Raw genomic sequence first — 17125 nt, forward strand, 5'->3', positions numbered from 1 at the left:
ATGCTCGCCTGCCTTGCTGCGTTCCCACTCGCGGTAGTACCAGAGCCCCGAGTGAAGCCAGAAGAAGGCGAATACGCCGATGAGCAAGGCAATCATGAATTTGGCGGCGATCCACACCTGCGGATACTTGGCGAAATCGTGACTATTGGCATGGGGTGCGAAGGTGGCAAAGCCAGCGGTGGCCAGCTGCTTTTTCTTGCCATCATGACACTCCCGGCAGGTCTTCAGGCGGTTGTCGGGGTGCACCTTGGACTTGGGATCCTTCGCCGACAGTATGCCGTGGCTGCCGTGGCAGTTGTAGCACTTGGCCGTATCGGTATAGCCCAGCTTGGTGACTTGGCCGTGATAGGTGTCGCGGTAGGATTTGAGCCGGTCCTTGTGGCAACTGCCGCATGCCTCGTTGTTGAGGAGCTTGAACGAATCCAGCGAGGTATTGGTGATCTCGTGGTTGGTGTGGCAAGTAGTGCAGACAGGCGCCTTGGCATTGTTCTTGTCGAGAACCTCCTTGCCATGCACTGATGATGCGAAGGTTTCGAGTTGCTCGTCGTGGCATTTCTCGCCGCACAGGGCGGGAACCTCTTTGCGCCATGCAACATATTCCGGGCTCTTCTTGTCGACCGGCACGTTGAAGCCGTGCGTATCGTGGCACTGGGTGCAGGTGGCATTGGCCTGCGTCGGATTATCCTGATTCGGACGGGCATGGAAGGATTTCTTGTAGGCCTCGATGTTCTGTACCACCACGCCCAGCCTCGGCTTTTCCTGGGTTTTATTTTCCTTCTTGGCGGCCGCCCACAAGTCCTGGTGACACTGCACGCAGCCGACCTTTTGCGCCGGGCCTTTCTTGTGCGGGGCCGCACTATCGGTAATTTCCTTATGGCAATCGACGCATTCCATCTTGGCGTGCACGCTCTGGCCGTATTTGTCCGGGTCAATGTCATGCAGGGGACGGTTTTTACCATCGGCCCCTGGTACTTCGAGTTTGCCCTTGTTGCCGTCGTGGCAGGTCTGGCAGGTGGCGTTGTCTAGCGTTTGCGATGCGTGCGCAGCTTTTTGGATGTCGGCGGCCGTGACTGGCAAGGTCGCCAAGGCTCCCGCCACGCAGGCAGCGGCTGCCATGACCCACTTAGCAAATTGACTGGTACGCATGTTTTTTCCGATGCTGAGATGCGGCTGGTTGATCGACCGGTGTCATCGAAGAACAGCCTGCCCCGGTCTGGTCGCCAGACCTCGGGCAGGCTGTTGGTACCGGATTACGGCAGCTTGACGGCGTTGATATCCACCTTGGTGCCCTTCTTGACACCGAGCCCCAGTGTTTTCTCGAAGGAAATCTGGTGGCCGCGGGTGGTGATGTTGTCATCGTGCACGGCGAAGCCCACGTTGTATACGCCACCGGCTTTCAACGCCTTGTCGTCATCGTTGGTGAGACCCAGCGGACGAATCAACACTACCGTCCACATGCCATCCTTCCAGCTGGAGATGGCGTTGTTGTCGGCGGCCGAGCCCTTGGCATCCTCGCGGCTCGTGATGTAGTCGGGAATCATGTCGCCTTCCTTCCAGCCGGCATTCGGGTCAAACGGCACCGCGTTCTGCTCGCGAATCAGGAAATGGTCGCCCTTGCGCAACTGGTCGGCGGTGATGGACTTGTAGCCGACTTTCTTTTCGTCCCACATGAACTTGGGCGCATGGGTTGCCTTGTCGGCATTGCCGCTGAACATGTCCTTGCCGGCATCGCCTAGACGCCATTCGAGCACGTAGCCGTCGTCGGCCATGCCGACCGCGTGGCTGCGGTGCGCGCGCCACTGGATCAGGTCGACGAAGTAGCCTGCGGCCTTGAGCTTGGCAATTTCTTCCACGGTCTTGCCGGTTTTCCAGTCGGACGGGTCGGTGCGGGTTTCAGGCAGATATTTACGCACGTCACCCTTCTTGATCGCGGTCAGTAGAGGATTGGCGGCGACTTCTTCCTTGGTGAACTGTTTCCGGCTGTCGCGCTCGCCGTCATGGCAGGTCAGCCAGCAGCCCTGCTGGGCAAAGCCGGCCACCTTGCCATCGTCGAGCATGACCGACATGCGGTCTTCGTAGATGCCGGGCTGCTTGCCTTCCTGCACGGGTTTGTCCAGCTTGGGGTAGCCCCAGACTTTCCATTCCTTGCCATCGAAGCGCAGGTATTGGTGTTCGGTACCAGGGTAGGGGTTGTCGGTTTTCCACTGGAAGCGCAGATAGGCGTTCTTGTCGTCGTACGCGGCCTGTACCTTGAGTTCCTTGTAGCCCGACTTACCCGGTACCGCCATGGGCTCCAGTCGGCCGCCTTTCACGATCTTGTTGCCCATGTCCTTTTCAGCATCTTCTTCGTCATGACAGGACAGGCAGGCGTCGCCGCGCTTGACCTCATTCGCGGCATTCTTGTGGTCGTCGCTACGCAGCCATTCGTAGGTTGATTGACCGGGATAGAACAGCGGGACTTTGACTACGGGAATTTTCGTCCAGTTGATCTTGGCCGGGTCGGCGGCCAAGGCGGATCCTGCGGTCAGGACGGCAAAGGCCAGGATAAATGCGCTTTTGTTCATGGTAATCCCCTTCAGTAAGTAAGGTGTAACCAAGAACAAGCAAGGGTTATGCCATCATCAATTCTGCAGTTTTAGCCCGGTTTTCTGACTTCTTGTATATATATAAAAATCCAATAGAAATGTCACTAATTCATGACAGATGTCACTAATCGGTGACAAAACCCCAGCGCTTCATTCGCACATAAAGATTTTGGCGCGGAATCCCGCTGAAACGAGCCGCTTCGGAGATATTGCCGCCGGCCGCTTCGAGCAGGCGGCGCAAGTATTCTCGCTCGAACTCGGCACGGGCATCCTGGTAAGCGAGAGCCTTCGCCGGGGCAGCGCTGTCCGGGTGGACATCCTCGGGTCGGTGGTCGGTGGCCGGACTGAGATGGATGGCGTCGATGGCCCCGCCGGGCTGGAGTGCGACGACGCGTTCGATGCAATGCTGGAGCTCGCGAACGTTGCCCTGCCAGCGGCAGGCTTCCAGGGCGCGCACCGCTGCCGGTGTGAAGGGGCCGCATTCCTTGCCGAACTTGGTATTGTAGTGATCGAGAAAGTGGGCAGCCAGGCGGATGATATCGCCTTCCCGCTCGCGCAGGGGCGGCAGGCGTACCGCCACCACATTGATGCGATAGTACAGATCCTCGCGGAAGCGTCCGGCCTTGACTTCACCGGCGAGGGGACGGTTGGTGGCGCAGATCAGGCGGAAATCGGTAGTGCGCGGCTGGGTGCTGCCGATCCGGGTGAAGCTGTGATCCTGCAGCACGCGCAACAGGCTGCTCTGCAGCTTGGGACTCATGTCGGCGATCTCGTCGAGGAACAGGTTGCCGCCATGAGACTTCTCGAAATAGCCGGGATTCGCCTGGCTGGCGCCAGTAAAAGCGCCCTTCTCGTAGCCGAAGAGCAGGCTTTCCAGCAACGACTCCGGCAAACCTCCGCAGTTGACCTCGAGGTAGGGCTTGGAGGAACGCGTGCTCCAGGCGTGGATGAGTTTGGCGATGAGATCCTTGCCGGTGCCGCTTTCACCCTCCAGCAGCACGGTGGTATCCAGGCCGGCGACTTGGCGGATCTGGCCCAGCAGCCGCTCCATGGCCGGCGACTGGCCAACGACATCAGGCGCACCCTCGGCCGCAAGGCGGGAGCGCAGGCTGTCGATTTCACGGTAGGCACGGTCCAGCTCGAGCGCCTTGCCGATCACCGCCTCCAGCGCCTCCAGGTCTTCGAACGGCTTGGTCAGGTAGTCGAACAGGCCTTCGCGCACCGCCGCCACTGCATCGCGCACGTCGGCGAACCCGGTGATCAGAATCGCCACCAGCTTCGGCCTTCGCGCCCGGAACTCGCGCAGCAGTTCGAGCCCGTTATCCCTGGGCAGGCGCTGATCCATCAGCACCAGGTTGAAATCCACTGCGGCAAACAATTTTCGCGCTGCCGCCCCGTCCTCGGCCAGATGCACTTCGGCGGTCTTGCGCATCATTTGCTCGATGAGCGTCCGGGTGTAGCGGTCGTCGTCGACGACCAGAATTTTAGGCACCATGTTCAAGCTGACCCGATTTGTTCTCTTCCGGTAACCAGATTGCAAATTTCGTGCCACCACCGGGCTGGTTAGTGGCGGTCACAGTCCCACCGTGCAACAGCGCCACGTGCTGCACCACCGGCAGCCCGAGGCCGGTGCCGTCGCTACGGGTGGTGAAAAAAGGCAGAAATATTTTGTCCATGACGTCCGTGTCTATGCCCTTGCCATGGTCGGCAACCGAGAGCACCCAGCCTGGCGCGCCGCTGTCCGGGCTCGCTGCTCGCTCGAGAGCGATGACGATTGCACCCTCATCGACGCTTGCCTGGGCTGCGTTGAGCAGCAGGTTGAAGAGGGCGTGCCGGATCAGGATCGGATCGACGGTGAGGACGACCGGTTGCTCGGGCAGTCGAGTTTCTACCGGACAGTGCCGGCTCTCGGTCTGGCGAAACAGCAGAACGGTCTCTTCGATCACCTGTGCCATGAGGGTGGGCATGCTTTCGAAGCAGGAAACCTTGGAAAACCGGAGCATGGATTGAATAAAGGCGTGACAGTCTTCGCCAGCACGGTGTATCTCCGTCAGCAGTGCGCGGGTTCGGACCGGGTCATCGGCTTCACGCGCGGCCAGCTGTGCAAGGTTCACCACTCCGACCAGGGGATTGTTGAGCTGATGGGCGATCTCGCCGACCATCGTGCCCAGGGCGGAGAGCTTCTCAACTTGCAGGATACGTTGATGTTCGGTGCCGAGGCGCAGAAGCTGGTGCTCGAGATCGTGCTGGCGTTGGTAATCGCGCTCTACCCGGTCGAGGGCGAAATAGAAAAGGCCCAACACACCGGCGCCGGCGAGCAGGCTCAGCAAAGTCACCGCCGCGACCGAGCTCAGAAACGTCTTTTGCAGTGCCGTGATGTCGCGCATCACCACCAGGTCACCGATGCGGCGCCCTCCGGCATCATCAAGCGGCAGCATGGCCAGATGCAACACGCGGTTGCCATCCTCGAATACCTCGGTACCCCCTGCGCGCAGGCTGGCGAGGATGTTGTCGTTCAGGGCAGATGGCACTTGCCCGGCGGTCTGCGCCACCGTCACATGGGAGCCGAAGCGATCCCAACTTCCTTGCCGGTTGAGCAAAGCCAATCCGTGATGCCATTGTTGTGGCAACAGGAAACGCTTGTCTACCAGCACAAACAAGTCCACCGACAGGCTGTCGCGGATTTCCTCCACGAGATACTCGATCTCTTCGCCGATCTCGAGATAGCCGAGAATGCCATCGCTACCCCGCCATGGCGTCACCAGCCTCAACGTGAGCGTCCCCAGCGGCCCCAGCTCGAGCCCGTGCACGGCTTTCTCCTGATCCCTCGCCTTGGTCATCGTCGCCCGCTCGATCAGATCGCCAAACTCGCCTGGGCTATGCAAGCGCAGCACGTTGATCAGGTCGGGGTTGTTGAAGTAGAGATGCGTGATGCGATGGTCGGCGCGCAAGGTCTCGAACAGTGGCCCGGCTTCGCGTATCAGCGCGGCGCGGTCGAGACTGGCGAACGCCGTCTCGATGGCGTGATTGTCCATCATGGTGCGTAACACGGCCTGCATCAGATTCGTATCCTTGCCGAGCTTCTGGTCGACCAGTTTTGCCACGGCAACTACGCGTTCAGCAAGATCACGGTCGCGAACCCGGACCTCTACGAAGTACGCCGTCGCCGCAAAAGCTCCCAGGATGAAGGTGAGCACGATCGCGAACGGCCAGATGAAGGCCGCCTTTACACGCCGGGGGTTTTTGCCAAGAGATGCTGATTTCACGCTTGAAAGTGTGCGCCTGTGTTCTGTGGGTTGCAACCGTCGATAGCCGAAGGCCGAATACTCCTGAGTTCTGTGCGGACCCCACGAATAAGGCAAACAGGGCCATGCCCTGACGCAACGGCCAGGCTTCTCAGGCTAACTTAGAGGATTGGGATTCGACGAAACGCGAACAGGCGCGCTACTTGCCCACGCCGCCATTAGCAGCAGGTTTCTGCTCGTTCTTGGTTGCCGCCGGCTGTTTCGGCTTGGGCCTCAGGAATGGGACGCTCTTGGGATAGCCGGCCTCGTCCAGCGCCGTATTCCAGGCGGCAGGATCATACCCCTTCAGGCGGGTTACCGTGCCAACCGCCAGGACCGGCACTTCCAGTGCACCAATCAGCTTCTTCAGCTCCACCTGGACTTCCGGCGTGCCGGCATTTTTTTCGTTGAACGGGACGCCGCGCTGGGTCAGATGTTCGCGCGCCTTGGTGCAGGCATCGCCGCACTCTGAATTGTACAAGGTGACCGGGAAATTCTTTGCCGCCAAGCGGGAAGCATAGGGTAGCTGACCGTCATCCGCCGGCGGTGTACCGATGGTCTTTTCCTCGACCTTCCTGGCCGCGGAAGGCGGCGGGGGCTGTTCGGTGTAATGCACTTTGCCATCGGTGTCCACCCACCGGTAAAGGGAGGCAGATTGCGCCGAATACACCGCGAACATGCAGAGAATGCAAAAAAAGACGGCGAGTTTCATATTCGAAGTCCATGCAAACGTTTACGGTAATAAGCCCTGAGAGCCAGGACACCGATCACCACTCCGCCGGCAAACGCGCCGAATGCCAACAACAGCAGAAAGGAAATCGGCGCGCTAGCCCCAGGCTGATTATGCGTCTGCTCCATTTCGCGCTGCAGATTCGCCAACTCCACCCGCGCCGTCACCAGCTCTTTTTGTGAGGCTTCAAGTGCCGCCTGGTTTTGAGTGGCATTTTCCGCATCCGTCTTGCGGATAGTCAGGAGCTTGAGCAGCACCCAGCCTGTCTCTCCATCGGCCGCTTTGACTTTCGCATAATCCTGATCGATCTCGATCACTTGTACTTCAGTGCTCGGAGGCAACACCCTGATCAAGCGGTAGTTTTCTGCCTTGCCGCTGCGCATGTTGACGCGTGCGGCATCGGTCACCAACGCCGTTTGAGCCGTTGCCATCCCGCCCCACATCAACATCACAAAAAACAGAAAAATCTTCATCTGCTCAACTTGTTATATGAACATGTTTAAGTAATATCACAGATAAAACCAAAAAATCAAGCTTTTTATTTGGCGGTTCAATCTAAAAACGGTGATTAACCACGAATGACACGAATGTTCACGAATAAACACGAATAGTTAGAGGCAATCATCGTGTCGCCTGGAGGCGCCTACTTTTGGCACCAAACAGGTGAATCAGTTTATCAACACTAACTAACCGATTATTCGTGAACATTCGTGGGCGGATTCGTGTAAATTCGTGGTTAAAAGCTTTTTCTAGGTTTAATCCGCTGGCTCAAATCCCGGTCATGCCGTTATGCCTTAACAGCGCATCGATGCTCGGCTCGCGGCCGCGAAATGCGGTGAACGATTCCAGCGCGGTACGGCTGCCGCCCACGCCGAGGATCTCGCTCCAGAAACGGTGACCGGCTTCCGGGCTGAGCACGCCGCTTTCCTCGAACAGGCTGTAGGCGTCCGCCGACAGCACTTCCGCCCACTTGTAGCTGTAGTACCCCGCCCCGTAGCCGCCGGCGAAAATGTGCGAGAAATTGTTGGGAAAGCGGTTGTAGTCGGGCGGGATCATCACCGCGACGCGGCGGCGGATTTCGTCCAGCAGCTGCAATGCCGTCTTGCCGCTATCCGGATCGAAATCGTAGTGCAGATGCATGTCGAACAGCGAGAACTCGATCTGGCGCACGGTCTGCATGCCGCTCTGGAAGTTCTTGGCGTCGATCATCTTGTCGAACAGCGAACGCGGCAAAACCGCTCCCGTATCCACATGCTTCGCCATGTGGCGCACCACTTCCCACTCCCAGCAGAAGTTCTCCATGAACTGGCTGGGCAGTTCCACCGCATCCCACTCCACCCCGCTGATGCCGGACACGCCCAGATCCTCGATGCGGGTGAGCAGGTGGTGCAGGCCGTGGCCGAATTCGTGGAACAGGGTGATCACCTCGTCGTGGGTGAACAGCGCCGGCTTGCCGCCGACCGGGGCGGAAAAGTTGCAATTCAGGTAGGCCACCGGCACCTGGACCGCGCCGTCTTTCCTGCGCCGGGTGATGGCATCGTCCATCCAGGCGCCGCCGCGCTTGTGGTCGCGGGCATAAAGGTCGAGGTAGAACTGGCCGACCGGCTCGCCCTTGCTGTCGCTCAGGGTGTAGAAACGCACATCGTCGTGCCACACCGGCGCTGGAGTTTGCTTGATGCTCAGGCCGTAGAGCGTTTCCACCACCTTGAACATGCCGGGCAGCACGACGGTTTCCGGGAAATATTGCTTCACCTCATTATCGGAGAAGGCGTAGCGCTTCAGGCGCAATTTTTCCGCCGCATAAGCCGCGTCCCACGCCTGCAATTCGTCCAGGCCCAGCTCGTCGCGGGCGAACTCCGTCAGCTCCCTGAAATCCCGCTCGGCATAAGGTTTTGCCCGCGTTGCCAGATCGCCGAGGAAATCCAGCACCTGCTGCGGCGACTGCGCCATCTTGGTGGAGAGCGAAACATTGGCGTAATGATCGAAGCCGAGCAGTTGCGCCGCTTCCCGACGCAGCCTGAGGATATCCGCGACCAGCCCGGTATTGTCCCACTCAGCCTTGCCGAACTCGGAAGCCCGCGTCACATAGGCGCGGTAGATCTGCTCGCGCAGGCCGCGGTTTTCCGCGTACTGCATCACCGGCATATAGGACGGCGCATGCAAGGTGAATTTCCAGCCCGGCTTGTCGTCCTTCTGCGCCGCTTCGCGCGCCGCCTGCAAGGCATCGGCGGGAATCCCGGCCAGTTCGGACTCGTTTTTGACGAACAGGCCGAAATCATTGGTCGCATCGAGCAGGTTTTCCTCGAACCGGGCAGACAGCGCCGACAGTTCCTCCTGGATCGCCTTGAAGCGCGGCTTCTTGTCCTCGGCCAGCTCCGCGCCGCCCAAGCGGAAATCGCGCACTTCGTTGTCGATGATTTTCTTGCGCGGGGCGGACAGCGCTTCGAATGCCGGGGCGCCGCGCAAGGCCTTGAATTTCCCGAACAGCGCCAGGTTCTGCGACAGGTCGGCGTAGTAGGCGGTAATCTTCGGCAGATTTTCGTTGTACACCTCGCGCAACTCCGGGCTGTTCATCACCGCATTCAGGTGGGAAACCTGGCCCCAGGCACGGGACAGACGCTCGTTGGCATCCTCCAGCGGCTGCACGAAACTGTCCCAGCACGGCGCCGCGGCTTCTGCCGCCAGTCTGTCCACCAAAGCGCGGTTTTCCGCCAGCAGGGCGTCCACCGCAGGCGTGACGTGTTCGGGTTTGATCTCAGGAAAACGGGGCAGGCCGGAGAAGTCGAGCAAAGGATTCATGGGTAAGGTCTCTGGTTAGGCAAAACGGGAACGGATTATACTATGGGCATCTACCCCATATTGGCCCGGGATCATGCAAAATCAAGTCGGCTCCAACATCGCGCCCTATCAGGGCAGCACCCCAAAAATCGCAGCCTCGGCCTGGATCCATCCCAGCGCCCAGGTCATCGGCGACGTGGCGATCGGCGAACGCGCCTCGGTGTGGTGCAATACAGTCGTGCGCGGCGACGTCAATTTCATCCGCATCGGCGACGAAACCAACATCCAGGATCTGTGCACCCTGCACGTCAGCCACCGCCGCCCGGACAGCCCCGACAGCGGCGCAGCGCTGATCATCGGCGACCGGGTGACAGTGGGCCACAACGTCATCCTGCACGGCTGCGAGATCGGCGACGAATGCCTGATCGGCATGGGCTCGATCGTGATGGACAAGGTCGTGCTGCAGCCGCGCGTGCTGCTGGGTGCAGGCAGCCTGGTGCCGGAGGGAAAGGTGCTGGAGAGCGGTTATTTATACCTGGGCCGACCCGCGAAACAGTTGCGGCCGCTCAGCGCGGAAGAGCTGGCGCACTTTGCCTATTCCGCCGCCCACTACGTCAGGCTGGCGAACAACCACCGGCAGGGTGAAACCGAACCATTACCGCAAAGGCGCTAAGACGCAAAGATGAATAACAGAATAAAACCCGCTTTCTTTGCGCCTTCGCGCCTTTGCGGTTAGATTATGATTTTAGGTATTTGGTGAGTTTAATGAATATCCGAATTACCCCCACCACCCCATTCTCCGACCAGAAGCCCGGCACTTCGGGCCTGCGCAAGAAGGTCACGGTGTTCCAGTCGGCGCACTACCTGGAAAACTTCGTCCAGTCGATTTTCGACACCATCGCCGCACCGGCCGGCAGCACCCTGGTGCTCGGCGGCGACGGCCGCTACTACAACCGCGAGGCGATCCAGATCATCCTCAAGATGGCGGCGGCGAACGGCTTCGGCAAAGTGCTGGTGGGCCAGGGCGGCATCCTTTCCACCCCGGCGGCCTCCTGCGTGATCCGCAAATACTCGACCTACGGCGGCATCATCCTGTCGGCCAGCCACAACCCGGGCGGCCCCGACGGCGATTTCGGCATCAAGTACAACACCGCCAACGGCGGCCCCGCGCCGGAGAAGATCACCGACGCGATCTATGCGCGCAGCAAGGAACTGGCCCGCTACCGCGTGGCGGAAGCCCCTGACGTGGCGCTCGACCAGACGGGCAACTACACCCTGGGCGAGATGCAAGTCGAAGTCATCGACCCGGTGGCCGACTACGCCGAGCTGATGGAATCCCTGTTCGACTTCGCCACCATCCGTGCACTGATCAGCGGAGGCTTCCGGCTGTGCTTCGACGCCATGCATGCGGTCACCGGCCCGTATGCCCGGGAAATCCTCGAAAAAAGCCTGGGCGCGCCGGCCGGCAGCGTCATCAACGGCGTGCCCTTGCCCGACTTCGGCCAAGGCCACCCCGACCCCAACCTGACTTACGCCCATCAACTGGTGGAGATCATGTACGGCAAGGAGGCGCCCGATTTCGGCGCCGCATCCGACGGCGACGGCGACCGCAACATGATTCTGGGGCGGGGCTTCTTCGTCACCCCCTCCGACAGCCTCGCCATCATTGCCGCCAATGCCGCGCTGGCACCCGGCTATGCGGCGGGACTGGCGGGCGTGGCGCGCTCCATGCCGACCAGCGCAGCGGCCGACCGGGTCGCCGCCAAGCTCGGCATTCCCTGCTACGAAACCCCCACCGGCTGGAAGTTCTTCGGCAACCTGATGGATGCCGGCAAGGTCACCCTGTGCGGCGAGGAGAGTTTCGGCACCGGCTCCAGCCATGTACGCGAAAAGGACGGCCTGTGGGCGGTGCTGTTCTGGCTCAACATCCTGGCCAGCCGCCGCCAGTCGGTGGAAGACATCGTCCATCGCCACTGGGCGGAATACGGCCGCAACGTCTATACTCGGCACGATTACGAAGGCTTGCCGTCCGCTGCGGCCGCCAGCGTCATGGCCCACCTGAAAAGCCGGTTCGCCGAACTGCCGGGCCAGCGTTTCGGCAGCTATCAGATAAAATTCTGCGACGATTTCAGCTATACCGACCCGATCGACGGCAGCCTGAGTACCGGCCAGGGCCTGCGCATCGTCTTCGAAGACGGTTCGCGCATCGTTTTCCGCCTCTCCGGCACCGGCACCGAAGGCGCTACGCTGCGGTTCTACCTCGAAGCGTTCGAACCCGACCCTGCCAAACATCGGATCGATGCTCAACAGACGCTTGCCGGACTGATCGATATCGCCCACGACCTGTCGCAACTGAAGCAGCGCACTGGGCGCGAGCAGCCGACGGTGGTAACTTAACCAGACACAAAAAATTTTTGCATGGCTGACTATACTGAGTAATCAACTGTGGCTCATCCCGTTTTATTCCACAGTTTTCACTCAGAAAGGAGAGCACCATGGCACGCAAATACATCGATTGTCGGGATTATCCGAGCGAAATGAATTGCACCGTCACCATAGCAGCGGACAGCGAAGATGAACTGGTCGAAGCGGCCACCCAACACGGGGTGGCCGTGCACAAGGAAAAAGACACGCCTGAGTTCCGCAAGCAGGTACGCGAGCTCATCAAAGAGGGCAATCCGCCAGCTTAGTTACCCGAACCGTTAGAGTGTGCGCTTCGCGCGGATTATTGCCCGGGGCAGCCCGGCGGCTGAACATCTGCGCGTAGCGCACGCAAAATCCATCTCCCTGCAAACCCGCTTTCCCTGATTTACAGGCCGAGGATGCCTATCATGTTCAAGCTCCTTCTTCTCGCGCTTTCCCTCGTAGCGGCAAGCTTTTTCCCCGCTGCGTCAAATGCCGCAAAGCAGGTCGGCAAAGCCCCGCAACTGACCATAGCCCAAACCGTCATCAAGAAACCCCTGCAGAAGGGGGTTAGCTTTGACGATGCGGTCACTTCGATGAAGCTCCGCGCCAATGCGCTCAATTTCAAGCTGGTAGCCGAGCTCCCTCTTTCAAAGCAAATCGAGGCGATGACCGACAAGCCGCAACGACGCATGGAAATTTACCAGTTTTGCGATGCCCTGATCGCCAAAACCATGGTCGATCATGACCTGAATTTCGCGGCCTATCTGCCCTGCCGCATCGCGATCATCGAGGACGCCAAGGGCCAGACGTGGCTAGTGATGATGAATATCGACCTGTTTTTGCAATCGGCCAATCTTCCCCCGGAGATCAAGGCCCAGGGAATCCAGGTGCGCGACACCCTGCAATCCATCATGGATGCCGGTGCGGCCGGGGACCTGTAGTCCTACACCCAGCACGGGTCAAATTACCCCAATGGAGAAAACATGGCTACCCAGATTTTCGTGAATCCCCCGGTAAAGGATCTCAACAAGTCCGTGGAGTTCTTTACCCAACTCGGCTTCACCTTCAATCCCCAGTTTACCGACGAAACCGCCACTTGCATGATTGTGGCTGCAGACATATTCGTCATGCTTCTGACCGAAGAGAAGTTCAAGACTTCCACTCCGAAAGAAATCTGCGATGCCACGAAAAGCACGGAAGTCCTCGTGTGTTTATCTTTAGCAAGCCGGCCTGAAGTCGATGAAATGGTTCACAAGGCAGTCGCCGCCGGCGGCTCAACCTACAACGAACCGCAAGACCACGGTTTTATGTATGGTCATGGTTTTCAGAATCTGGACGGGCACATTTGGGAACTCATCTTCATGGAACCCAGCGCAATAAGCCAAGGTTAACTTGTAACATGTTTTTTGCAATGAAATTGGTTTTCTAAAACCTCGTTATCCCTCATAGAGAGATCACGCATGAAAGCTCGAATTACGGTCATTACCCTAGGCGTTGACGACTTGGAGCGGTCGCTTCGGTTCTATCGTGACGGCCTCGGCTTGAAGACGGAAGGCATTATCGGCAAGGAGTTCGAACACGGAGCGGTGGCCTTTTTTGACTTGCAGGCCGGCCTGAAACTGGCGATCTGGCCACGCAAGAGCCTTTCCCATGATTCAGGCCTGCCCCTGACCAGCCCAAGTCCTACCGAACTCACTCTCGGGCATAACGTCTCGTCGAAAGCCGAAGTCAACGCGGTTATGGAGCAAGCGAAAAATGCCGGCGCCGTTATCGTGAAGCCTGCTCAAGAAATCTTCTGGGGCGGTTACGCCGGTTACTTTCAGGACCCTGATCAGCATCTGTGGGAAGTCGTATGGAATCCCCAGTGGGTAATCCAGGATTGAGGGAGGGTTGGCGGGCAGCCCTGGCTAACGCCTGCGCCCACCTCCCAGTATCGACCCCATCACCCCGCGCAGGATTTCGCGGCCGAGCTGGCTGCCAATAGCGCGGACGGTGCTTTTGACAAGTGCTTCAACCACGGTTTGCCGTCCTGAACCCGCTTCGGCTTTCTGGGCTTTCACCTCGGCTGCGGCTTGTTGTTCCACTGCCGCCTGTTCGGCACGCGCCTTCAAAATCTCGTAAGCCGATTCGCGGTCGACCGCTTTTTCGTAATGCCCGGCAAGCAGCGAATTTTGCATGATGGTGGCACGCGTTGTCGCGTCGATCGGGCCGATCTGCCCATGGGGTGGCAGGATAAATGCGCGCTCCACCACGGTGGGGCGGCCTTTTTCGTCCAGCATCGAAACCAGGGCTTCGCCCACGCCGAGTTCGGTGATGGCGGCTTCTTCGTCCAGTGCCGGGTTTTCGCGCATGGTTTCGGCGGCGGCGCGCACGGCTTTCTGGTCACGCGGAGTGAAGGCGCGCAGCGCATGCTGCACGCGGTTGCCCAGCTGGCCCAGCACGTTATCCGGGATATCCGCCGGATTCTGGCTGACGAAGTACACCCCCACTCCTTTGGAACGGATCAGGCGCACCACCTGTTCGACTTTCTGCAACAGCGCATCCGGTGCATCAGCGAACAGCAGGTGGGCCTCGTCGAAGAAGAACACCAGCTTGGGTTTGTCGGCATCGCCCACTTCCGGCAGATTTTCGAACATTTCGGCCAGCAGCCAAAGCAGGAAGGTGGCGTACACACTGGGCGCATTCATCAGCTTGTCGGCGCTGAGAATATTCACCATGCCGCGGCCCTGGCTATCGGTTTGCATCAAGTCGTCAATATTCAATGCCGGCTCGCCGAACAGGCGTTCTCCGCCCTGGCTTTCCAGCGTGAGCAAGCCGCGCTGGATGGCGCCAACGCTGGCAGTGGAGATATTGCCGTGAGTGGTGGTGAACTCCTTGGCGCTGTCCCCGACGTATTGCAGCATCGCACGCAGGTCTTTCATATCCAGCAGGAGCATGCCGTTTTCGTCGGCAATCTTGAACACCAGCGTGAGCACGCCTTGCTGGGTGTCGTTCAGGTTGAGCATGCGACCGATCAGCAAAGGCCCCATGTCGGAAATGGTGGTGCGCACCGGGTGCCCCATCTCGCCGAACACGTCCCAGAAGGTGACCGGGGAGCCGCTGAAGGCAAACTCTCCCAACCCCAATTTCTCGATACGTTCGCGGATCTTCGGGTTTTCCTTGCCGGGCTGGCTGATGCCGGAGAGATCACCCTTGATGTCGGACATGAAGACCGGCACGCCGATACGGCTGAAATTTTCAGCCAGCACTTGCAGGGTAACGGTCTTCCCCGTCCCGGTTGCGCCGGTGATCAGGCCGTGCCGGTTAGCCATTTTGGGTAACAGGTAGAGCTCCGCGCTATCTTTGGCAATCAGGATGGGTTCTGTCATGTCTTAACTACCTCATCAGAAGATCAATCAATTGAGTTTAACCAAATCGATTTTAATGGCAAGCTAAACCCAACCCCATCCCCACTATAACCTCCCCTTGAAGAGAATCGACACTCTATGCACACCACCCGGTTCCCCCTCTGCACCGCCTCGGCTTTCCGGGTGAAGCGGGGGCAGTCGGCTGCGTTTGTCTGAGGCCGAAGGCCGAGTTTAACGCGGCCGCCCGATTTGCCCGGAAAACCGAGGGAAGCCCGGAGGGCCGGTGCGGCGGGGTGCCCTTTTGTTTGGTTACTTGTATTTTGGGCAAGCAAAATAAAGTAACCTGCTGCCGGGCAGCCCCCGGCATCTAAGCATCTGCGCGCAGCGCACTCAAAACCCAGCACCTCTTGTAACCACCCGACCAAAGACCTATAGTGGGAATTGTCATAAAGAAGTATCAATCAAATCAATGGGGTCAGAAAATCAATCGAGTCTGACCCCATTGATTCAACGGCCGGGCTTCATGATCGGTCAGGGTGGATACCGCCGAACCGAACGGGTAGCCGCCGAGCTTGTGGGAAAGCGTGGAAAGCAAGCCGATACGCTCTGCACGCAGCAACCTGCGCGCCTGTTTCCAGAGGGTTTCCGGGGTGGTCATGAAACGGTTTCCGATGCCCCGGACGAGCCATTAACGTGAACATCGCTAGGGTGGCAAAAACCCGGTATTTGATCCATAGTGGAAGTCAGTAGTGTCCGGTTAAATTGGGCTATGCATACTGTAGAGCCAATATTAAAGCCGGTTTTGAGCGATTCAGGGGTGTCCACGATTTGAATTTTGGAATCAACATTTGCGATCCTTTCGGGTTTGATGAACCTGGGGTGATGCATGAACGTGGGCAAGACGCTGTTTGCGCAAGTCATGGAGTACGTGCCGTGGAAGACCTTTGGACGCATCATCGACCGTCACGGTGGCGATGCGGGGGTGCGCACCTTGGACTGCGCCGATTTGTTTCGCGTGATGGCTTTCTCGCAATTGACGTGGCGCGAGTCTTTGCGCGACATCGAGTCCTGTCTGGCCGCCAACCAGGCCAAACTGTTTCACATGGGCTTGAGCGGTGTGCCCGCCAGAGCCACGCTCTCGGACGCACTGAATCAGCGCGACTGGCGCATTTATCACGCGCTGGCCATGCGCCTGATCGTGCGAGCCCGCGACCTCTACACCAAAGAACCGACAGGCCTGGAGCTCGATGCGACGGTCTACGCTCTGGACTCGACCACCATCGACCTGTGTTTGAGTCTGTTCGACTGGGCGCCGTTTCGTTCGACCAAGGCGGCGGTGAAGATGCACACGCTGCTGGATTTGCGTGGGGCGATCCCCGCCTTCATTCACATCAGCGACGGCAAGATGGGCGATGTCAAGGTGCTCGACATCTTGCCCATCGAAGCGGGGGCATTTTACGTGATGGATCGGGGCTACCTGGACTTCGGCAGGCTCTTCAAGCTGCATCAGGCAGGAGCGTTCTTTGTGACCCGAGCCAAACGCGGTATGAACGCCCGGCGCGTGTACGCGACCAAGACCGACCGAACCACGGGAGTGATCTGCGATCAGGCTATTCGACTCAACGGTTTTTACGTATCCAAGGACTATCCCGAGCATTTGCGGCGCATCCGATTCAAAGACCCCGAGTCGGGCAAGACGCTGGTGTTTCTGACCAACAATACGACGCTGCCGCCATTGACTATTGCCGCGCTGTACAAGAGCCGCTGGCAGGTGGAGTTGTTCTTCAAATGGATCAAGCAACACCTGCGCATCAAGCGTTTTTTGGGCACCAGCGAGAACGCGGTGAAGACGCAAATCTGGTGCGCCGTGTCCACCTACGTGCTGATCGCCATCGTTAAAAAGGAGCTTCATCTCAATGCCTCGCTCTACACTTTGCTACAGATTTTGTCGGTCTCGGTTTTTGAGAAAACCCTTATTTCATGCGCCTTGCAGCC

General features: G+C 59.0%; 15 protein-coding genes and 1 pseudogene. 7 read left to right on the forward strand and 9 right to left on the reverse strand.

Features of this window, described 5'->3' with window-relative positions; genetic code table 11:
* The 7 genes and pseudogenes from VMV64_RS17110 to VMV64_RS17140 all read right to left on the reverse strand — a co-directional run.
* Window positions 1-1146: pseudogene (locus tag VMV64_RS17110) on the reverse strand (cytochrome C); the annotation flags it as partial.
* Window positions 1147-1250: 104 nt separating this feature from the next.
* Window positions 1251-2564 carry an ethylbenzene dehydrogenase-related protein gene (locus tag VMV64_RS17115; RefSeq protein WP_325332577.1) on the reverse strand — a complete coding sequence of 438 codons (1314 nt, stop codon included), beginning with the start codon at window positions 2562-2564 and terminating at the stop codon, window positions 1251-1253.
* Window positions 2565-2709: 145 nt separating this feature from the next.
* Entirely contained in the window at window positions 2710-4080 is a 1371-nt protein-coding gene (locus VMV64_RS17120; RefSeq protein ID WP_325332604.1) for a sigma-54 dependent transcriptional regulator, read from the reverse strand.
* Entirely contained in the window at window positions 4070-5851 is a 1782-nt protein-coding gene (locus VMV64_RS17125) for an ATP-binding protein (protein ID WP_414718922.1), read from the reverse strand. Before VMV64_RS17125 ends, VMV64_RS17120 begins: the two co-directional genes overlap by 11 nt.
* Before the next feature lie 178 nt (window positions 5852-6029).
* Complete coding sequence (locus VMV64_RS17130) at window positions 6030-6581, reverse strand: glutaredoxin family protein (protein ID WP_325332581.1); 552 nt, start codon at window positions 6579-6581, stop codon at window positions 6030-6032.
* Window positions 6578-7072, reverse strand: a complete 495-nt coding sequence (locus tag VMV64_RS17135) for a TIGR04211 family SH3 domain-containing protein (protein WP_325332583.1) — start codon at window positions 7070-7072, stop codon at window positions 6578-6580. Before VMV64_RS17135 ends, VMV64_RS17130 begins: the two co-directional genes overlap by 4 nt.
* Window positions 7073-7367: 295 nt before the next feature.
* On the reverse strand, window positions 7368-9398 hold the full coding sequence (locus tag VMV64_RS17140) for a M3 family metallopeptidase (protein ID WP_325332585.1): 2031 nt from the start codon (window positions 9396-9398) through the stop codon (window positions 7368-7370).
* A 73-nt stretch (window positions 9399-9471) separates the two neighbouring features.
* On the opposite strand from VMV64_RS17140, the gene VMV64_RS17145 reads away from it, so the two are divergent.
* From VMV64_RS17145 to VMV64_RS17170, 6 genes are all read left to right on the forward strand, one after another.
* Entirely contained in the window at window positions 9472-10050 is a 579-nt protein-coding gene (locus VMV64_RS17145; protein ID WP_325332587.1) for a gamma carbonic anhydrase family protein, read from the forward strand.
* A 92-nt stretch (window positions 10051-10142) separates the two neighbouring features.
* Entirely contained in the window at window positions 10143-11774 is a 1632-nt protein-coding gene (locus tag VMV64_RS17150; RefSeq protein ID WP_325332589.1) for an alpha-D-glucose phosphate-specific phosphoglucomutase, read from the forward strand.
* A 98-nt stretch (window positions 11775-11872) separates the two neighbouring features.
* On the forward strand, window positions 11873-12067 hold the full coding sequence (locus VMV64_RS17155) for a DUF1059 domain-containing protein (RefSeq protein WP_325332591.1): 195 nt from the start codon (window positions 11873-11875) through the stop codon (window positions 12065-12067).
* A gap of 141 nt (window positions 12068-12208) precedes the next feature.
* Complete coding sequence (locus VMV64_RS17160) at window positions 12209-12724, forward strand: DUF302 domain-containing protein (protein WP_325332593.1); 516 nt, start codon at window positions 12209-12211, stop codon at window positions 12722-12724.
* A 42-nt stretch (window positions 12725-12766) separates the two neighbouring features.
* Window positions 12767-13174 carry a VOC family protein gene (locus tag VMV64_RS17165; RefSeq protein WP_325332595.1) on the forward strand — a complete coding sequence of 136 codons (408 nt, stop codon included), beginning with the start codon at window positions 12767-12769 and terminating at the stop codon, window positions 13172-13174.
* 69 nt (window positions 13175-13243) lie between these two features.
* Window positions 13244-13666: a VOC family protein gene (locus VMV64_RS17170; RefSeq protein ID WP_325332597.1), complete on the forward strand. Its 423-nt coding sequence runs from the start codon at window positions 13244-13246 to the stop codon at window positions 13664-13666.
* 24 nt (window positions 13667-13690) lie between these two features.
* Here the strand turns inward: VMV64_RS17170 and VMV64_RS17175 are convergent, their stop codons facing one another.
* Together VMV64_RS17175 and VMV64_RS17180 are read right to left on the reverse strand one after the other, a co-directional pair.
* A complete protein-coding gene (locus VMV64_RS17175) occupies window positions 13691-15151 on the reverse strand; it encodes a DUF853 domain-containing protein (protein ID WP_325332599.1) in 1461 nt (486 codons plus the stop codon).
* 454 nt (window positions 15152-15605) lie between these two features.
* Window positions 15606-15788: a hypothetical protein gene (locus VMV64_RS17180; protein ID WP_325332601.1), complete on the reverse strand. Its 183-nt coding sequence runs from the start codon at window positions 15786-15788 to the stop codon at window positions 15606-15608.
* A gap of 228 nt (window positions 15789-16016) precedes the next feature.
* Between VMV64_RS17180 and VMV64_RS17185 the strand changes: the two genes are divergently transcribed.
* The coding region (locus VMV64_RS17185) for an IS4 family transposase (protein WP_325332602.1) at window positions 16017-17125 on the forward strand (1109 nt) is incomplete at its 3' end.

The sequence above is a fragment of the Sulfuricella sp. genome (assembly GCF_035531155.1).
Lineage (GTDB): Bacteria > Pseudomonadota > Gammaproteobacteria > Burkholderiales > Sulfuricellaceae > Sulfuricella.